This is a genomic window from Acidocella sp. C78 (genome assembly GCF_907164655.1).
This window is the reverse complement of record NZ_CAJQZK010000041.1, coordinates 1-16299: the sequence shown is the minus strand read 5'-3', so window position 1 is coordinate 16299 and position 16299 is coordinate 1. Positions and strand designations below refer to the sequence as shown.

General features: G+C 68.7%; 15 protein-coding genes, 1 tRNA gene and 1 pseudogene. 9 read left to right on the top strand and 8 right to left on the bottom strand.

Annotation, left to right across the window (positions count from 1 at the left end; genetic code table 11):
* From ACIDOCELLA78_RS000000112230 to ACIDOCELLA78_RS000000112205, 6 genes and pseudogenes are all read left to right on the top strand, one after another.
* Positions 1-700 (top strand): annotated as a pseudogene (locus tag ACIDOCELLA78_RS000000112230) (hypothetical protein); the annotation flags it as partial.
* Between the two features lie 134 nt (positions 701-834).
* Positions 835-1113: a metal/formaldehyde-sensitive transcriptional repressor gene (locus ACIDOCELLA78_RS000000112225; RefSeq protein ID WP_201729791.1), complete on the top strand. Its 279-nt coding sequence runs from the start codon at positions 835-837 to the stop codon at positions 1111-1113.
* An 8-nt stretch (positions 1114-1121) separates the two neighbouring features.
* Positions 1122-2147 (top strand): CDF family Co(II)/Ni(II) efflux transporter DmeF, encoded by a 1026-nt coding sequence (dmeF, locus tag ACIDOCELLA78_RS000000112220; RefSeq protein WP_201729790.1) that lies wholly within the window; start codon positions 1122-1124, stop codon positions 2145-2147.
* A gap of 163 nt (positions 2148-2310) precedes the next feature.
* Positions 2311-2886, top strand: coding sequence for a carboxymuconolactone decarboxylase family protein (locus tag ACIDOCELLA78_RS000000112215; protein WP_201729789.1), 576 nt, complete (start codon positions 2311-2313; stop codon positions 2884-2886).
* A 346-nt stretch (positions 2887-3232) separates the two neighbouring features.
* Positions 3233-4501 (top strand): FkbM family methyltransferase, encoded by a 1269-nt coding sequence (locus tag ACIDOCELLA78_RS000000112210; protein ID WP_201729788.1) that lies wholly within the window; start codon positions 3233-3235, stop codon positions 4499-4501.
* Positions 4502-4532: 31 nt separating this feature from the next.
* The gene (locus ACIDOCELLA78_RS000000112205; RefSeq protein WP_201729787.1) at positions 4533-8249 is read left to right on the top strand and encodes a glycosyltransferase; all 3717 of its coding nucleotides are present in this window, start codon (positions 4533-4535) and stop codon (positions 8247-8249) included.
* Positions 8250-8342: 93 nt separating this feature from the next.
* Here ACIDOCELLA78_RS000000112205 and ACIDOCELLA78_RS000000112200 read toward each other — a convergent pair.
* A tRNA-Thr gene (locus ACIDOCELLA78_RS000000112200) sits at positions 8343-8417 on the bottom strand.
* Positions 8418-8505: 88 nt separating this feature from the next.
* Here ACIDOCELLA78_RS000000112200 and ACIDOCELLA78_RS000000112195 point away from each other — a divergent pair.
* Genes ACIDOCELLA78_RS000000112195 through murA form a run of 3 tightly spaced genes read left to right on the top strand, consistent with a single transcriptional unit; the run spans position 8506 to position 10490 of the window.
* Positions 8506-8682 (top strand): hypothetical protein, encoded by a 177-nt coding sequence (locus ACIDOCELLA78_RS000000112195; RefSeq protein ID WP_201729786.1) that lies wholly within the window; start codon positions 8506-8508, stop codon positions 8680-8682.
* The gene (gene dcd / locus ACIDOCELLA78_RS000000112190) at positions 8673-9227 is read left to right on the top strand and encodes a dCTP deaminase (RefSeq protein ID WP_201729785.1); all 555 of its coding nucleotides are present in this window, start codon (positions 8673-8675) and stop codon (positions 9225-9227) included. The genes ACIDOCELLA78_RS000000112195 and dcd overlap by 10 nt, the downstream gene beginning before the upstream one ends.
* A 6-nt stretch (positions 9228-9233) precedes the next feature.
* The gene (gene murA, locus ACIDOCELLA78_RS000000112185; protein ID WP_201729784.1) at positions 9234-10490 is read left to right on the top strand and encodes a UDP-N-acetylglucosamine 1-carboxyvinyltransferase; all 1257 of its coding nucleotides are present in this window, start codon (positions 9234-9236) and stop codon (positions 10488-10490) included.
* Here murA and ACIDOCELLA78_RS000000112180 read toward each other — a convergent pair.
* The 7 genes from ACIDOCELLA78_RS000000112180 to ACIDOCELLA78_RS000000112150 form a co-directional block, all read right to left on the bottom strand.
* On the bottom strand, positions 10427-11701 hold the full coding sequence (locus ACIDOCELLA78_RS000000112180) for a cyclopropane-fatty-acyl-phospholipid synthase family protein (protein ID WP_201729783.1): 1275 nt from the start codon (positions 11699-11701) through the stop codon (positions 10427-10429). The genes murA and ACIDOCELLA78_RS000000112180 overlap by 64 nt on opposite strands.
* A gap of 165 nt (positions 11702-11866) precedes the next feature.
* Positions 11867-12427: a 50S ribosomal protein L9 gene (rplI, locus tag ACIDOCELLA78_RS000000112175; protein ID WP_201729782.1), complete on the bottom strand. Its 561-nt coding sequence runs from the start codon at positions 12425-12427 to the stop codon at positions 11867-11869.
* A 12-nt stretch (positions 12428-12439) separates the two neighbouring features.
* The gene (gene rpsR, locus ACIDOCELLA78_RS000000112170) at positions 12440-12727 is read right to left on the bottom strand and encodes a 30S ribosomal protein S18 (protein WP_174504378.1); all 288 of its coding nucleotides are present in this window, start codon (positions 12725-12727) and stop codon (positions 12440-12442) included.
* A 3-nt stretch (positions 12728-12730) separates the two neighbouring features.
* On the bottom strand, positions 12731-13207 hold the full coding sequence (gene rpsF, locus ACIDOCELLA78_RS000000112165; protein ID WP_201729781.1) for a 30S ribosomal protein S6: 477 nt from the start codon (positions 13205-13207) through the stop codon (positions 12731-12733).
* Between the two features lie 144 nt (positions 13208-13351).
* On the bottom strand, positions 13352-13651 hold the full coding sequence (locus ACIDOCELLA78_RS000000112160) for a putative quinol monooxygenase (RefSeq protein ID WP_201729780.1): 300 nt from the start codon (positions 13649-13651) through the stop codon (positions 13352-13354).
* Positions 13652-13670: 19 nt separating this feature from the next.
* Entirely contained in the window at positions 13671-15665 is a 1995-nt protein-coding gene (locus ACIDOCELLA78_RS000000112155) for an acetyl-CoA carboxylase biotin carboxylase subunit (protein ID WP_201729779.1), read from the bottom strand.
* 3 nt (positions 15666-15668) lie between these two features.
* Positions 15669-16299 (bottom strand): enoyl-CoA hydratase-related protein (locus ACIDOCELLA78_RS000000112150; protein WP_201729778.1); only part of this gene is annotated, 631 nt, incomplete at its 5' end.

Genomic DNA, 16299 nt, shown 5'->3' with positions numbered 1-16299 from the left:
CCTCTACAATGTGCAGAACTACCAGAGCCTCGGCGTCATGCTGAATGTCTCGAAGGGGCCGGTGAGCGCGAGTGTCGCCTTCGGCGACGGGTTCGACACGGGGGTGTTCAATTTTCTCCAGGGGCTGGTGAATTACAATTTCAACAGCACCAACAGCCTCTCGGTGTATGGCGCGACCAATCTGAGCCGGACGGGTTCCCTCGCCCACACCTATGGCAGCGCCGCGAAACCCTATGGCCAGAGCCTGGTCGGGCCCGGCAACGTGCAGATCAATTCGTCCATGCTCGGCGCCTATTACAGCTACACGCGCGGGAACCTGAACCTGGTTCCGGAAGTGCAGTTCGTCTACGCCAAGAAGGACATCAAGGCGGGCATCCGCAAGACGACAACGGATTTCGGCGCGGCGCTGTTCGGCAATTACACGTTCGGCCATGGCCCCTACTCGCTGGGCGGCTGGGTGGAGTATTTCGCCGCCAGCGGGTTCGGCTCGAACGGGTTCGGCAACTGGTTTCTGCAGCCCAATGCCAAGGGCATCGGGATGTCGATCACGCCGACCTGGCAGAAGGGCCATGTTTTCGTTCGCGGCGATCTCGGCGTGCTGCACTTCACCAATGGCGGAGACGGGGTGATCGGGTACGGCGCCAGCGGCAAGCAGCCGAACCAGGCGACCTTCGTTCTCGAAGCCGGGCTGCTGTTCTGATCGTGCGCGCCTGATCTCGGCGCGGCCCTGCGCCGGCGGTCCGGCGCCGGGAGCGGCGCGGCGGTCCGGCGCCGGGGCCCTGGACGCAACGTGGCGGGTTGGATAGTGTGGGGGAGTATGCTACGCTTCCGCGCATGACACATGCCATCCGCGACAAACGCAAGCTGCTGGCGCGGGTTGGCCGCATCCGCGGGCAGGTCGAGGCGATCGAACGCGCGCTCGAGGCCGAGGCGGGATGCGAGACCGTCATGCAGCAGATCGCAGGAGTGCGCGGCGCCGTTGCCGGGCTGATGGCCGAGATCGTCGAGGACCACGTGCGCAACCATCTCGTGGACCCCCAAACCCACCCCGACGCGCTGGACCAGAACGCCACCGAGCAGTTGCTGGCGGTGATCCGCGCCTATCTGAAATGAGAGAGACAATGCCGGACAGCGACGCCGTTCCCAGCCCCGCCGATCATGGTCATGTGTTTCTGCGCGCCGATCACGCCCGCAATGAGCGCCGCACCTGGTGGGTGATCTGGATCTGCACCGCGATGATGCTGATCGAGGTGATCGGCGGCTCGCTCTATGGGTCGATCGCGCTGGTGGCCGACGGGCTGCACATGAGCACGCATGCCGGCGCGCTGCTGCTGGCCGCCCTCGCCTACCGCTATGCCCGCAAGCACGCGCATGATCCGAGATTCAGCTTCGGCACCGGCAAGTTCGGCGACCTCGCCGGTTTCAGCAGCGCCATCATTCTGGCCATGATCGCGCTGCTGATCGGGTTCGAGGCGGTACGCCGGGTCTTCGCCCCGGTGACGATCGATTTCGCCGAGGCGCTGCCGATCGCGGGGCTTGGACTTGTCGTCAATGTCGTCAGCGCGCTGATCCTCGGATTCGGGCATGACCATCATCACGACCATGGCCATCATCATGGGCATGGGCATGACCACGACCACGACCATGACCACGACCATGACCATGACCACGGGCACGACCACGACCATGACCATGACCATGACCATGACCATGGGCACGCGGCGACCGGGCGGGACAACAACATGCGGGCGGCGGTGGTGCATGTGGCGACCGACGCGGCGGTGTCGGTTCTCGTGATCGTCGGCCTGCTGCTGGCGCGGGCTTTCGGCTGGCTGTGGATGGACCCGGTGGTCGGCATCGTCGGCGCCCTGGTCATCGCCAGCTGGGCGTTCGGGCTGATCCGCGATACCGGCGCGATCCTGCTGGACATGACGCCGGACCGCAAGCTCGCGCAGCGCCTGCGGGAGACCATCGAGGCGGATGGCGACGAGCTGCGCGACCTGCATCTGTGGCGGCTTGGCCCGGGCCATCTCGGCGCGATCCTGAGCGTGCGCTCGGCCGAGGGGCTGAGTGCGGAGGCCTATCGGCAGAAACTCGCCCGCTTCACCTCCCTGTCGCATCTGACGATCGAGGTGCGGACGCGCTGAAGATGGGAGCGCTGGCGGCCGACGCGCTGAGGGCGGGGGCGTGACTGGGAGGGTTCGGGCCGGGGGATTGTTTTCAAACGATCGTTCCATTATATCGGCGGGCACCAGTTGAACCCGGAGCGGGGCGCTCGCGCGCCACGCCGTCACACATCAAGAGGTTGCAATGACCGCTGACGCCCGACTGAACCTCCCCGCTCTCACGCTCGAAACCGCGTTGCCCGCGCCGCGCGCCGTGCTCGAAAAGGCCAAGGCGCAGGTTGGCTTCATTCCCAACATGTATGCCAACATGGCCAACTCGCCGGGGTTTCTTGAAACCTATCTCGACGGCTACGCGCGGTTCCGCGCCGATTCCGGCATGACCCCGGTGGAGCAGGAAGTGGTCTTCCTGGTGATCAGCCGGGCCAATGGCTGCGGCTACTGCACCGCGGCGCACAGCATGATCGCCGACAAGATGTCGAAAGTGCCGGCCGATGTGCTGGCGGCGCTGCGCGAGGGCCGGACCATCGCCGATGCGAAGCTCGCGGAGCTGGCGCGCTTCACCCAGGTGATCTTCGACACTCGCGGCCGCCCGACGCAGCAGGACCTCGAAAGCTTCCGCGCCGCCGGCTATGCCGACCGGCACGCGCTGGAGATCGTGCTCGCCATGGCGGTGAAGACCCTCAGCAACTACGCCAACCACCTGTTCCACACCGAAGTGGACAACATGTTCGCGGACTACAAGCTGCCGAACGCCGCCTGAGCCTTCCCCCGCCCCGCCGGCCCGACGCGGCCCGGCGGGGCGGGTTGGTCCAGATGTCCAGCAACGCCTTCCGGCAGGACCGCCGGAAGGCGTTTGCCGTTTGCGCCCGGGACGATCGCCGGCAGCGCCGCGCGCGGCGGCGTTTTCCCGTATTTCTATAATTAATTATATTTTATTTAGCTCGTTATAATTATTGCGACGAATGCTTAATTCCGTCTAATCCAGCAAGGCACGGGCGCCATTCCGGCACCCTTGCAGATACGGAACGATCATTTGGAAATCGGCCGGCATGGTTGGCGCCCCCGCGCTCGACCCTCCGCCGGGCCAAGACCCGATTTTGGAACATATGGACGCACAGACCGACGCCTTCGTGGATTTTGTATCCTACGCGCAGAATTTCGAAGACGTCATGCTGTGGCGCGCCCTGAAACATGTCGGCCCAGGCCGGTATATCGATATCGGCGCCCAGGACCCGATGGTCGATTCGGTCAGTCTCGCCTTCTACGAACAGGGGTGGCGCGGCGTGCATGTCGAGCCGAACCCGGATTATGCCCGCCTGTTGCGCGCGGCCCGGCCGGACGAGACGGTCATCGAGGCGGCGATCAGCACGGCGGGCGGGACGATTTCGTTTTTCGAGATCATGGACACTGGACTGAGCACCGGCGTCGCCGCGATCGCCGAGGAGCACCGGCGGGAGGGCTTCGCGTCCCGGCGGATCGAGGTGCCGGCGATGAAGCTCGCCCGCCTGCTGGACAGGTTCGAGGGCCAGGATGTCCATTGGCTGAAGATCGATGTCGAGGGCATGGAAGAGGATGCCATCGCGAGCTGGGCGCCTTCGACTGTCAGGCCGTGGATCGTGGTGGTCGAGAGCACCCGTCCGGGCTCGCCGGAGTCGACCGGAACGCCCTGGGAGAGCGCCTTGCTCGGCCTCGGCTATGAGAGGGTGTATCGCGACGGGCTCAACAATTTCTACCTGAGCCGCCAGCACCTCGACCTCAAGCGGCATTTCGAGGTTCCGCCGAACGTATTCGACTACTTCAAGTTGAGCGGACGGGCCTCATCGCGCCTGTGCCATCACGTCCGGCAGGAGGCCGAGACGGAACGGGCCGGCCTGCTCGGGCGGATCGCCAGCCTGGAGGCCCGCCTGCGGGAGACGACGAGGCTGGCGGAAGAGGCGGAGGCGCGGCAGGCGGAGGCCGGACGGCAACTCGAACAGAGCCGGGCGTGGCTCGACGAGGCGAGGTGCGCGTTGCAAGCGATGCATGCCAGCCGGTCCTGGCGCGTCACCCGGCCGCTGCGGGCGATGACGACGCGGGGGCGCTGGCTGCGGGACGCGGCGCGGGACGGGGCGCGAGCCTGGGCGCGGCTGGCGCCGGGCAGCCGGCCGCACCGGGCGGTGCTGCGCGTGATTCTCGCCTTGTCGCACTGGCTGCTGGAGCATCCCCGCCTGCATGCCCTGGCGATGCGGCTGCTCGATCGGGTTCCCGCCGCGAGGGCCCTGCTGCATCACTTCACCCGATCGGGCGGGGCGGCGGGGACGATGATGTGGCGGCCGCCCGGGCCGGCCGACCTGTCGCCACGGGCACGGCAAATCCATCTCTGGATGAATTCCTGAACTTCTCCTCGGCTGACGGGAACCGGCAAGCATGCGCATCGTCATCGACCTGCAAGGTGCGCAAAGCGCCAGCGGCCAACGCGGAATCGGCCGGTATTCGCTGAATTTCGCCCGGGCGCTCGCGCGCGGCAACGCCGGCCACGAGATCATCATCGCGCTGAATGCGCTGTTTCCCGAGAGCATCCCGCCGATCCGGGCGGCGTTCGACGGGCTGCTGCCGGCGGAGCATGTCGTGGTCTGGGATGCGCCGGGGCCGGTTGCCGCGATCGACCCCGCGAATGCCGGGCGGCGGGAGGTGGCCGAGCGGGTCCGCGAGGCGTTCATCGCCACGCTCAACCCCGACATCGTGCATATCTCCAGCCTGTTCGAGGGCTTCGTCGATGACGCGGTGACCAGCATCGGCCGGCACGGCGCCGCCTGCCGCGTCAGCGCCACGCTGTATGATCTGATCCCGCTGCTGAACCAGGACCAGATCATGAAGGACAATCCGGCCTATGCGGCGCATTATTTCCGCAAGCTGGAAGACCTCGGACGCGCCGACCTGCTGCTGGGCATTTCCGGCTCGGCCGCGAGCGAGGCGACCGATCATCTCGGCTGGGACCCGGCGCGGATCGTCACGGTCGGCACCGGCGCCGATGGGCGGTTCCGGCGCCTCGATATCGCCGCCGAGACCCGCCACACCCTGCTCGAACGGCTCGGGCTGCGGCGCCCGTTCTTCATGTATGTGAGCGCGCCGGACGCCCACAAGAACCATCGCCGGCTGATCGAGGCTTTTGCCGGTCTGCCCGCCTCGCTGCGGCAGGCGCATCAGCTCGCCTTCATCGGCCATTTCCAGGCGCGCGACCGCGAGGCCTTCGCGCGCCATGCCGCGGGAAGCGGGCTGGCCGAAGGCGAGCTGGTGATGACCGGCGGCCTCGCGGATGAGGACCTGAACACGCTCTACAACCTGGCCAAGGGGTTCGTCATGCCGTCCTGGCATGAGGGGTTCGGGCTGCCCGCGGTCGAGGCGATGCTGTGCGGTTGCGCCACGATCGGCAGCCGGCGCGCCAGCCTGCCGGAGGTCATCGGCCGGGACGACGCGCTGTTCGACCCGTTCGACGTCGCGGAGATGCGGCTGCTGCTGCATCGCCTCGCCACCGACGACGAGTGGCGGGCCGATCTCGCGGCGCACGCGATCGAACATGCGCGCCAGTTCACCTGGGACCGGGTGGCGGAGCGGGCCCTGGCGGCGTTCGCCGCAACCGGCCTCGCCGCCCCGCCCCCGGCGCGCGCGCGCATCGCGGACGCCGGCAGGCGCCTCGCCGTTTTCTCGCCGATGCCGCCGCAACCGAGCGGGATCAGCGATTACAGCATGGAGCTGCTGCCGGCGCTGGCCGGGCATTACGACATCGACGTGATCGTCGAGCAGTCGAGCGTCGACAGGGGCGGACTGCCCGCGTCGATCGGCGTCCGCACCGCGGATTGGTTCAGGGCGCACGCGCACGAGTATGACCGGATTTTGTATCAGTTCGGCAATTCGCCGTTCCATGACTACATGATCGACGCGATCGCGGCGCATCCGGGGATGGTGGTGCTGCATGATTTCTTCATGTGCGGCCTGTTCGGCCACCGGCTGCGGTTCAACCGCCAGGACGTGGCGCGGGAGCTTGTCGGCGAGCATGGCTATGCGGCGGCGCTGGAGGTGAGCGAGGCCGCGGATGTTCGCGCCGCGCTGCGGAACTATCCGGCAAACCTTCAGCTGCTGCAGGGAGCGCTGGGCGTGATCGTGCATGGCGAGCATGCGCGGCAGCTCGCGACGGGCTGGTTCGGGGCGGCCGGGGCGCGGGATTTCGCCGTGATTCCGCTGCTGCGGGCGCCGGCCCGGGAGCGGGAGCGGGGCGCGGCGCGGGACGCGCTCGGCCTCGGGCCCGACGACCTGCTGGTCTGCTCGTTCGGATTTCTCGATGCGGTGAAGCTCAACGACCGGCTGCTCGACGCCTGGCTGGGCAGCCGGCTCGGCGCCGACAGCCACGCGCATCTCGCCTTTGTCGGCCAGAACGAGGGCGGTATCTATGGTCGCACCCTGGCCGGGCGCATCCAGGCGTCTCCCTGCCGGGAGCGTATCCGCATCACCGGCTGGAAGCAGCGCGGACTTTATGAAACCTATCTCGCGGCCGCCGACATCGCGGTGCAGCTGAGGACGGGATCGCGCGGCGAGACCTCGGCCGCCGTGATCGACTGCATGAACCACGGCATTCCGACCATCGTGAACGCCCATGGCACGATGGCGGAACTCGATCCGTCCGGGGTGTGGATGCTGGCGGATGAATTCCGGACGGATGAACTCGCCGACGCGCTGATCGCGCTTGCCGGCGATGCCGGCGCGCGCCGGGGGCTCGGCGAGCGGGCGCGCACGATCATCCGGACGCGGCACGCGCCCGAGATCTGCGCGGCACAATACGAACAGGCGATCGAGGCGGCTTACGCGCGCGCGGAACGGGGGCTCGGCGGCCTGATCCGCGACCTGCGCGCGATGGCGATTCCGCCCGGGGAGCAGCAGCTTGTCGCCACCGCGCTGGCCCGGGATTTCCCCGCCCATCCGCGCAGCCGGCAGCTGCTCGTCGATGTCTCCACCCTGGCGCGGACGGATCTGCGCACCGGGATCGAGCGGGTGGCGCGGGCGGTGCTGCGGCAATGGCTGCTCCATCCGCCGGCGGGATGGCGGGTGGAGCCGGTCTATGCCACCGCGAGCGCCGCCGGCTATCGCTATGCCCGGCAGTTCACCTGCCGCTTTCTCGGCATCGAGACGCCCGGGATCGAGGATGGCGTGGTCGAGGCGTGGTCCGGCGACGTGTTTTTCGGCCTCGACTTCGCCCCGGACATCGTCGTGCTGCAACAGGAGCATTTGCGGGCGTGGCAGAACCGGGGGGTGAAGGTCTGGTTTCTGGTCAATGACCTGCTGCCGATCCAGATGCCGCTGGTGTTTCCAGAGGGAGTCGATCAGGGCCATGCGCGGTGGCTGCGGACGATCGGCCGGTTCGATGGAATCGTCTGTATCTCGCGATCCGTGCTGAACGAAGCGCGTTCATGGCTTGCCGAGGGCGACGCGCCGTCATCGCATCGTCGGGAATGGGTCCATCTCGGCGCCGATTTGATGCGATCGGCGCCGAGCCGCGGACTCCCCGACGATGCGCCGCAGGTTCTGGCGAAACTGGCCGAGCATCCTGCGTTTCTGATGGTCGGCACGATCGAGCCCCGCAAGGGGCATCTGCAGACCATCGCGGCGTTCGACCTGCTCTGGGCGCGCGGTGTCGAGGCGACGCTCGTGATCGTCGGCCAGGAGGGCTGGAAGGTGCTGCCGGATTCGCAGCGGCGAACGATTCCGCGAATCGTGGAGACGCTGCGCGCCCATCCGGAAGGCGGCAGGCGCCTGTTCTGGCTCGACGGGATCAGCGACGAGTATCTGGAGGCCATCTATGCCGCCAGCACCTGCCTGATCGCGGCCAGCGAGGGGGAAGGGTTCGGCCTGCCGCTGATCGAGGCGGCGCAGCATGGCCTGCCCATTCTGGCGCGCGACCTGACGGTGTTCAGGGAAGTGGCGGGCGATCAGGCGATCTATTTTTCCGGGCGAGCGGCGGCGGATCTCGCGGATGCCATCGAGGACTGGCTGGCGCGGGCCCGGCGGGGCGAGATCCCCGATCCGGCGCGCATTCCCTGGATCACCTGGGAGGATGCCGCCAACATGATCGGCCGGCATCTCGGCCTGTGACGGCTTTCCGAGCGGGCCGGGCGCGGGAGGATGGGGCAACCGGGTCGCCGCCGCGCCGCACCGCACGATCGTATTGCCGGATGGGGGGGAAACTGGTGCTGTCAGAGGGAATTGAACCCTCGACCTCCTCATTACCAATGAGGTGCTCTACCCCTGAGCTATGACAGCGCCGCGTTGCGGGGCGGTATATCGAAAGGTGCCGCCTGGCGCAAGCGCGCCACTTGACGGCATCCCTGCAATTCCGCTTTGTCCTGCCATGAACGGCAGGACAAAAGACAGGCGCACCGAAACCGAGGCCGCCGCGGCGGCCCGCAGGGCGCGCGAGGCGGAGGCGCTGCGCGCCAATCTCGCACGGCGCAAGCAGCAGGCGCGCGCCCGCGCCGCGCCCGCGCCAGCGCCACGCGGACCGGCGGGAGACGCGCCATGCCGGTGATGCCGGATCACTGGATTCGCGCGCAGGCGGCCGCGCACGGGATGATCGAGCCCTTCGTCGAGACCCAGAAGCGCGACGGGGTGATTTCCTATGGCCTGTCGTCCTATGGCTATGACGCCAGGGTCGCCGACGATTTCAAGATTTTCACCAATGTGGATTCGGCCGTCGTCGATCCGAAGGATTTTTCATCCGACAGTTTCGTCGACCGCAAGGGGAAGGTCTGCATCATTCCGCCGAACTCCTTCGCGCTGGCGCACACGGTCGAGTATTTTCGCATCCCGCGCGACGTGCTGGTGATCTGCCTCGGGAAATCGACCTATGCGCGCTGCGGGATCATCGTGAATGTCACCCCGCTCGAACCCGAATGGGAGGGCCAGGTGACGATCGAGATTTCCAACACGACCCCCCTGCCCGCCAAGATCTACGCCAATGAGGGGATCTGCCAGTTCCTGTTTCTCCAGGGCGCGGCGCCGCCCGAGATCAGCTATGCCGACAAGGCCGGCAAATACATGCGCCAGCGCGGCGTTTCACTTCCCAGACTGTGAGGCTTCATGGATAGAATCCGCATCCGCGGCGGCCGCCCGCTGGAGGGCGTCATCGACATTTCCGGCGCCAAGAACTCGGCGCTGAAGGTCATGGTCGCCGGTCTGCTGACCGATGAGCGGCTGGAGCTTGAGAACGTGCCGGCGCTCGCCGACGTCGCGACCATGGCGCAGCTGCTGGCGCAGCATGGCATCGCCGTCGAGGAGACCGGGGCCAAGCGGCTTTCGGTGGGCGGCGCCATCACCAATACCGAGGCGCCCTATGACATCGTGCGCAAGATGCGCGCCTCGATCCTGGTGCTGGGCCCGCTGCTGGCGCGCACCGGCGAGGCGCGCGTGTCGCTGCCCGGCGGCTGCGCGATCGGCACCCGCCCGGTCGACCTGCACCTCAAGGGGCTGGAGGCGATGGGCGCCGAGATCACCCTCGATGGCGGCTATATCAACGCCCGCGCGCCGAAGGGGCTGCATGGCGCGACCATCACCTTTCCCTTCGTGTCGGTCGGCGCGACCGAGCAGCTGCTGCTCACCGCGACCCTGGCCGCGGGCGAGACCGTGCTGGTGAATGCCGCGCGCGAGCCGGAGATCGGCGATCTCGCCGAATGCCTGAACAAGATGGGCGCCGCGATCAGCGGCATCGGCTCGGACCGGCTGACCATTCGCGGGGTGAAGGCGCTGCACGGCGCGCGGCACACGATCCTGCCGGACCGGATCGAGGCGGGCACCTATGCCTGCGCCGCCGCGATCACCGGCGGCGGCGTGCTGCTGCGCGGCGCGCGGCTGCACGATCTCGGCGCGCTGGCCGCAACCCTCGGCGAGGCCGGCGTGGACGTGACGGCGCAGGCGGAGGGGGTCGCGATCAGCCGGCGCAACGGGCTGCATGGCACCGATGCGATGACCGAGCCCTTCCCCGGTTTCGTGACCGACATGCAGGCGCAGTTCATGACGCTGATGGCGGTGGCCGAGGGCGCCTCGATGATCACCGAGACGATCTTCGAGAACCGCTTCATGCACGTGCCCGAACTCAACCGCATGGGCGCGCGCATCAACGTGCATGGCTCGTCGGCGATCGTGCGCGGCGTGCCGGCGCTGTCCGGCGCGCCGGTGATGGCGACCGACCTGCGCGCCTCGTTCTCGCTGGTGCTCGCCGGCCTCGCCGCGAAGGGCGAGACCATCGTCAACCGCGTCTATCACCTCGACCGGGGTTATGAGGCGGTCGAGCGGAAGCTCGCCGCCTGCGGCGCCGAGATCGAGCGGCTCAGGGACTGAGCGGCGCGCTCGGCGTCGATCATGTAGTCGCGGGTGAGCGGGGCCGCATCCTGCCGCCGGGCGAGCTGGATCTGGAAGACCATGTGGTCCTGCACCTCGAAGGCGAGCTGGGAGCCGGCGAGGTAGAATTCGAACATGCGGCAGAAGCGCTCGTCGTAGAGCGAGGCGATGGCGTCGCGGTTGGCGGCGAAGCGCTTGCGCCAGTGGGCGAGCGTCTTCGCGTAATGCAGCCGCAGGATCTCGATGTCGGTGCTGCGCAGGCCGGAGCGTTCGAGCGGGGCGAACACCTCGGAGAGCGAGGGCGAGTAGCCGCCGGGAAAGATGTATTTCGCAAGCCACGGGCTGGTGACATCCGGTCCGTCGAACCGGCCGATGGCGTGCAGCAGGGCCACGCCATCCGGTTTCAGGCAGCGCTCGATCGTGGCGAAGAAACCGGGGTAATTGGGCTGGCCGACATGCTCGAACATGCCGACCGAGACGATGCGGTCGAAGCGGCGGGTCATGGCGCGGTAATCCATCAGCTCGAAGCTGACGCGATCGGCCAGCCCCTCGGCCGCGGCGCGGCTTCGGGCTTCGGCGAGTTGCTCCTCGGAGAGGGTGATGCCGGTGACGTTCGCGCCGTAGTCGCGCGCCAGCGTCAGCGCCATGCCGCCCCAGCCGCAGCCGATGTCGAGCACGTCGAGACCGGGGCGGTCGAGCAGCAGCTTGGAGGCGATATGCCGCTTCTTCGCCGCCTGCGCCTCGTCGATCGTCTCGTCGCCGCGGGGGAAATAGCCGCAGGAATATTGCCGGTCGCGATCGAGGAACAGGGCGTAGAGGCGGCCGTTCAAATCATAGTGATGGGCGACGTTGCGCTTCGCGCGGCGGGCGTTGTTGAGCTGCGCCAGCGGCCGCAGCAGGCGGCCCACCGCCCGGCGCGCGCGCAGGACCGGAACCCGCCCCTCGATGTCCTGCACGCTCGACAGCAGCACATGCAGGACGTCGTAGATCGTGCAATCGACCGGCTCGATCGCGCCCTCCATGTATCCCTCGCCGAGCGCCATGGCCGGATCGGTCGCCAGCCGGCGGATCGCCGCAGCGTCGCGAATCGCGATCGTCGCCGTGCGGCCGGGGCGGCCGGCATAGTGGGATGTCGTTCCATCGGGCCAGACCACGCCGAGATCGCCGCAGGCGACCAGGCGTTTCAACAGGTTGTCCAGTAACTTCCGCATGACAAATCTCCGCCGGCTGAAGAACCCGGAAAGGATTTGGTAACGGAGACTGTCGCGTAAAAGAGGGAAACGGCAGAAACACTACCGTGCTTCGCCGGGCATGAAAAAACGGCGCCGATCCTGGGACCGGCGCCGTCTGTCAGCTCTGGAAGCGCGAGGCTCGGCTCAGGCGGTCTGTTCCGGGGCCTCGGCGTCTTCCTCGCCGGTCTCGAGTTCGTATTCGCTTTCCTCGCGCATGATCGACTCGCCGCGCGCCTGTTTCTCGGCCTCTTCGGGCGAGCGGGCGACGTTGACGACGACATCGATCACGACTTCGGGATGCAGGGCCACGCGGACGGTGGCGAGACCCAGCGCCTTGATCGGGTTGACCAGCAGCACCTGGCTGCGGGCGATGCCGAGGCTCGCCTCGCCGCAGGCATCGGCGATGTCGCGCGAGGTGACCGAGCCGTAGAGCGAGCCGGCGTCGCTCGCCTGGCGGATCAGCGTCACGGTCAGGCCGCTGACGCGCTCGGCGATGCGCTCGGCCTCTTCGCGGCGCTTGAGGTTCTGGGCCTCGAGATGGGCGCGCTCGCGGTCGAAACGCTCGCGGTTCTGCTTGGTGGCGCGCACGGCCTTGGCCTGCGGCAGCAGGAAGTTGCGGGCGTAGCCCGGCTTCACCTTCACCACATCGCCCATCTGCCCGAGATGCTCGACGCGCTGGAGCAGGATCAGTTCGACTTGTGCCATGATTCTAGCTCCTCAATCGACCACGTAGGGGAGCAGGGCGAGGAAGCGGGCGCGCTTGATGGCGCGCGCGAGTTCGCGCTGCTTCTTGGCCGAGACGGCGGTGATGCGGCTCGGCACGATCTTGCCGCGCTCGGAGAGGAAGCGCGAGAGCAGCCGGACGTCCTTGTAGTCGATCTTCGGCGCGTTGGGGCCGGAGAACGGGCAGGCCTTGCGGCGGCGGTAGAACGGGCGGCGCGCGCCGACCGCGGCGCGACGGGCGGCCGGGGTGTTGACCGGCGCGGTCTCGATGCTGTCGGACATGGCTCAGTTCTCCTCGGTCTGGTCGTCGTCGCGATCGGTGCGGAATTCGTCGCGGGCGCGATATTCCTCGCGGTCGTCCGGGCCGCGGCGGCGGCCGGAATCGAAGCGGCCGGCCGGCTTCGGCCCGCGGAACCCGCGCTCGCGGTCGCGGTCGTCGCCGCGGCGGGCGAGCGGCGCGGACGGCGCCTCGTCGATCTCCTCGACGCGGATGGTCATGAAGCGCAGGACGTCTTCGTTGAGGCCGAGCTGGCGCTCCATCTCGCTGATCGTCGCCGGTTCGGCGTCGAGCCCGAACAGGACGTAATGGCCCTTGCGGTTCTTCTTGATCCGGTAGGCGAGATTGCGCAGGCCCCAGTATTCGCGCTTCTTCACCGCGCCGTTTTCGCTCTCGACCTGGGCGGCCACGGCGTCGGCGATGGTGTCGACCTGCTGTTGGGTGATTTCGCTGCGCGCAATGAGCACGCATTCATAAAGCGGCATCTGTCCCCCTGTGGTTGATGTCAGCCCCGGCGCCGGTGGGCGCCAATTTCCCCCATGGAAACGGGCATAGCCGGGCGAAATGCCATTCGCCCGGCAGGGTGCGAGGGGAATTGCACAATCCCGGCCGGATGGCAAGCGGCGGGGTCAGAGCGGGCGGGGATTGGCGATGTCGTAGAGTGCGAGGTCGCGGCCGAGCACGCCGATCTCGCGCAGCGCCGCGCGCCAGACCTGCATGTGCGCGGAGGCGGCATGGGCATCGAGCGCCGCCTGGTCGGCCCAGCGCTCGCTGACGCGGATCAGGCCGGGTTCGAGCACGTCTTCGGCAAAGGCATATTCGATGCAGCCGGCCTCCGCCCGCGTCGCGCCGATCATCGCCGCCATCGGCGCGCGCGCCTCAGCCATCCGCTCCGCCGGCAGCCTGATCGTTCCCATGATGCACAGCATGTTCGCTCTCCCTTCGGGGTCAGTCGTTGTCGTTGTCGTCGGCGAAGGCCATCAGCTCGGCGCCGTCCTCGACGAGGTCGCCCACGGCGCAATGGGTGGCGGCGATCACGCCGTCGCGCGGGGCGGTGATGCGGAACTGCACCTTCATCGCCTCGACCACCGCGAGCAGGTCGCCCGCCTTGACCCTGTCGCCGGCGGCGACGGCCAGCTCGATCAGCTTGCCGGGCATGACGCTGCGCACCAGCGCGTCGGCGCCGGCGCCCTCGCCCATCGCCTCATGCGGGTCGACCGGGGTCAGCGCGTGGCGGAGCCCGCCGGCGAAGACGACGATCCGCCCGCCCTGCCAGGCGGCGCTCAGGCGCGTCGCCTCGCCCTCCAGCTCGACCAGCAGCGCCGCATCCGCGCCCGAATCGACGCGGACCGCGACCGCCCGGCCGCCGGTTTCGAGGCGGAAGCGGCCGTCATCCAGCGGGTGCAGGCGGAGGTGGTGGGTGGTGCCGTCCTCATCGAAGGTCACGTCCTGAAAGCGCGCGCCGTTCAGCCGCCAGGCCGTGCGGGTGGCCCAGGGCGACCATGGATCGGCCGGGTCGGGCATGGGCGGCGGCGCGGCGAGCCAGCGATGCGCCGCCGCCGCCAGCACGGCGAGCGGGGCGGTGGAGCGCGCCGGCAGCAGCGCCGCCTCGTGCCGGGCGATGAAGCCGGTATCGAGCGCGGCGGCGCGGAAATCGGGATGGGTGACGATGCGGCGCAGCAGGTCGAGATTGGTCTGCACCCCGTCGATCTCGCAGGAGGCGAGCGCCCGCGCCATGTGCCGCAGCGCGCCGTCACGGTCCTCGTCCCAGGTGACGAGCTTGGCGATCATCGGGTCGTAATGCACCGATACCGCATCGCCCGCGCGCACGCCGGAGTCGACGCGGACGTTCGGGCTTTCCTCCGGCAGGCGCAGCCGCGCCAGCGTGCCGGTCGAGGGCGCGAAATCGCGCGCCGGGTCCTCGGCGTAGAGCCGCACCTCGACGGCATGGCCGCGCCGGCCGATCCGCTCCTGCGAGAGTGGCAGCGCCTCGCCGGCAGCGATGCGGAACTGCCATTCGACGAGGTCGATCCCGGTGATCATCTCCGTCACCGGGTGCTCGACCTGCAGGCGGGTGTTCATTTCCATGAAGTGGAACGCGCCATCCTCGGCGATGAACTCGACCGTGCCGGCGCCTTCATAGCCGATCGCCCGCGCGGCGTCGCAGGCGGCGCGCCCCATCGCCGCGCGCATCGCCTCGTCGATCAGCGGCGCCGGCGCTTCCTCGACGATTTTCTGGTGCCGGCGCTGGATCGAGCAGTCGCGCTCGTGCAGGGAGACGACGTTGCCGTTTCTGTCGGCGAAGATCTGGATTTCGATATGGCGGGGCCTGGTCAGGTATTTCTCGACCAGCACCCGGTCGTCGCCGAAGGCGGCGCGCGCCTCGCCGCGCGCACGGTCGAGCTCGGCGGCGAAATCGGCCGCCGCGCGAACCACGCGCATCCCCTTGCCGCCACCGCCGGCCGAGGCCTTGATCAGCACCGGATAGCCGATTTCCGCCGCCGCCCGCGCCAGCACCGCGGGGTCCTGGTCGGTGCCGTGATAGCCGGGGACCAGCGTCACGCCGGCCTGCTGCATCAGCGCCTTCGCCGCCGCTTTCGAGCCCATCGCGCGGATCGCTGCCGCCGGCGGGCCGACGAAGACGAGGCCCGCCGCGGCGCAGGCTTGCGCGAAATCGGCGTTCTCGCTGAGAAACCCGTAGCCCGGATGGATGGCCTCGGCGCCGGTGCGGCGCGCCGCATCGATGATCCGCTCGATCGCGAGATAGCTCTCCGCCGCCGCCGGAGGCCCGATCCTGATCGCGTGGTCGGCCAGGGCGACATGCGCGGCCCCGGCATCGGCATCCGAGAACACCGCGATGCTGCGCAGGCCCATCCGCCGCGCCGTGCGGATCACCCGGCAGGCGATCTCGCCGCGATTGGCGATCAGGACCGACCCGAACACGGCTCAGCCCTCCCGCCAGGATGGCGCGCGTTTTTCGAGGAAGGCGGTCAGGCCTTCCCGCGCCTCGGCGCTGGCGCGGCGATCGGCGATGCGGCGCGCGGTCATCGCCACCAGATCGTCGTCGATCACGCGATGGGCGACATCGGCCACCAGCGCCTTCGCATCCGCCTGCGCCTCGGGCCCGCCCTGGGCGAGGGTCGCGATCATCGCATCCCGCGCCGCCGCCAGCCCGTCGCGCGGGGCCACGACATGCGCGAGGCCGATGCGCGCGGCCTCGGGCGCGGGGATCACCTCGGCCGTGCAAAAATAGCGCCGCGCCTGGTGCGGCCCGATCGCGGCGACGACATAGGGGCTGATCACCGCCGGGATCAGACCGAGCCGGACCTCGGAGAAGCAGAACCGCGCATCCTCCGCGGCGATCACGATGTCGCAGCAGGCCGCAAGCCCGGCGCCGCCGCCGAAGGCAGCGCCCTGCACCAGCCCGATGACCGGGCGCGGCAGGTCGTTCAGCGTTCGCATCAGCCGGCCCAGACCCATCGCGTCCGCCCGGTTCTGTTCGGTGGTGTAGGCGGCGCTGCGGCGCATCCAGTTGAGATCGGCGCCGGCGGAAAAGCTCTTCCCCCGCCCCTCCAGC

Coding starts and splice junctions, on each gene's coding strand:
- rpsF (WP_201729781.1), bottom strand. CDS start 13,207: ATGCCGCTTTATGAATGCGTGCTCATTGCGCGCAGCGAAATCACCCAA.
- dmeF (WP_201729790.1), top strand. CDS start 1,122: ATGCCGGACAGCGACGCCGTTCCCAGCCCCGCCGATCATGGTCATGTG.
- murA (WP_201729784.1), top strand. CDS start 9,234: ATGGATAGAATCCGCATCCGCGGCGGCCGCCCGCTGGAGGGCGTCATC.
- dcd (WP_201729785.1), top strand. CDS start 8,673: ATGCCGGTGATGCCGGATCACTGGATTCGCGCGCAGGCGGCCGCGCAC.
- ACIDOCELLA78_RS000000112160 (WP_201729780.1), bottom strand. CDS start 13,651: ATGCTGTGCATCATGGGAACGATCAGGCTGCCGGCGGAGCGGATGGCT.
- ACIDOCELLA78_RS000000112215 (WP_201729789.1), top strand. CDS start 2,311: ATGACCGCTGACGCCCGACTGAACCTCCCCGCTCTCACGCTCGAAACC.
- rplI (WP_201729782.1), bottom strand. CDS start 12,427: ATGGCACAAGTCGAACTGATCCTGCTCCAGCGCGTCGAGCATCTCGGG.
- ACIDOCELLA78_RS000000112195 (WP_201729786.1), top strand. CDS start 8,506: ATGAACGGCAGGACAAAAGACAGGCGCACCGAAACCGAGGCCGCCGCG.
- ACIDOCELLA78_RS000000112205 (WP_201729787.1), top strand. CDS start 4,533: ATGCGCATCGTCATCGACCTGCAAGGTGCGCAAAGCGCCAGCGGCCAA.
- ACIDOCELLA78_RS000000112225 (WP_201729791.1), top strand. CDS start 835: ATGACACATGCCATCCGCGACAAACGCAAGCTGCTGGCGCGGGTTGGC.
- ACIDOCELLA78_RS000000112210 (WP_201729788.1), top strand. CDS start 3,233: ATGGACGCACAGACCGACGCCTTCGTGGATTTTGTATCCTACGCGCAG.
- ACIDOCELLA78_RS000000112180 (WP_201729783.1), bottom strand. CDS start 11,701: ATGCGGAAGTTACTGGACAACCTGTTGAAACGCCTGGTCGCCTGCGGC.
- rpsR (WP_174504378.1), bottom strand. CDS start 12,727: ATGTCCGACAGCATCGAGACCGCGCCGGTCAACACCCCGGCCGCCCGT.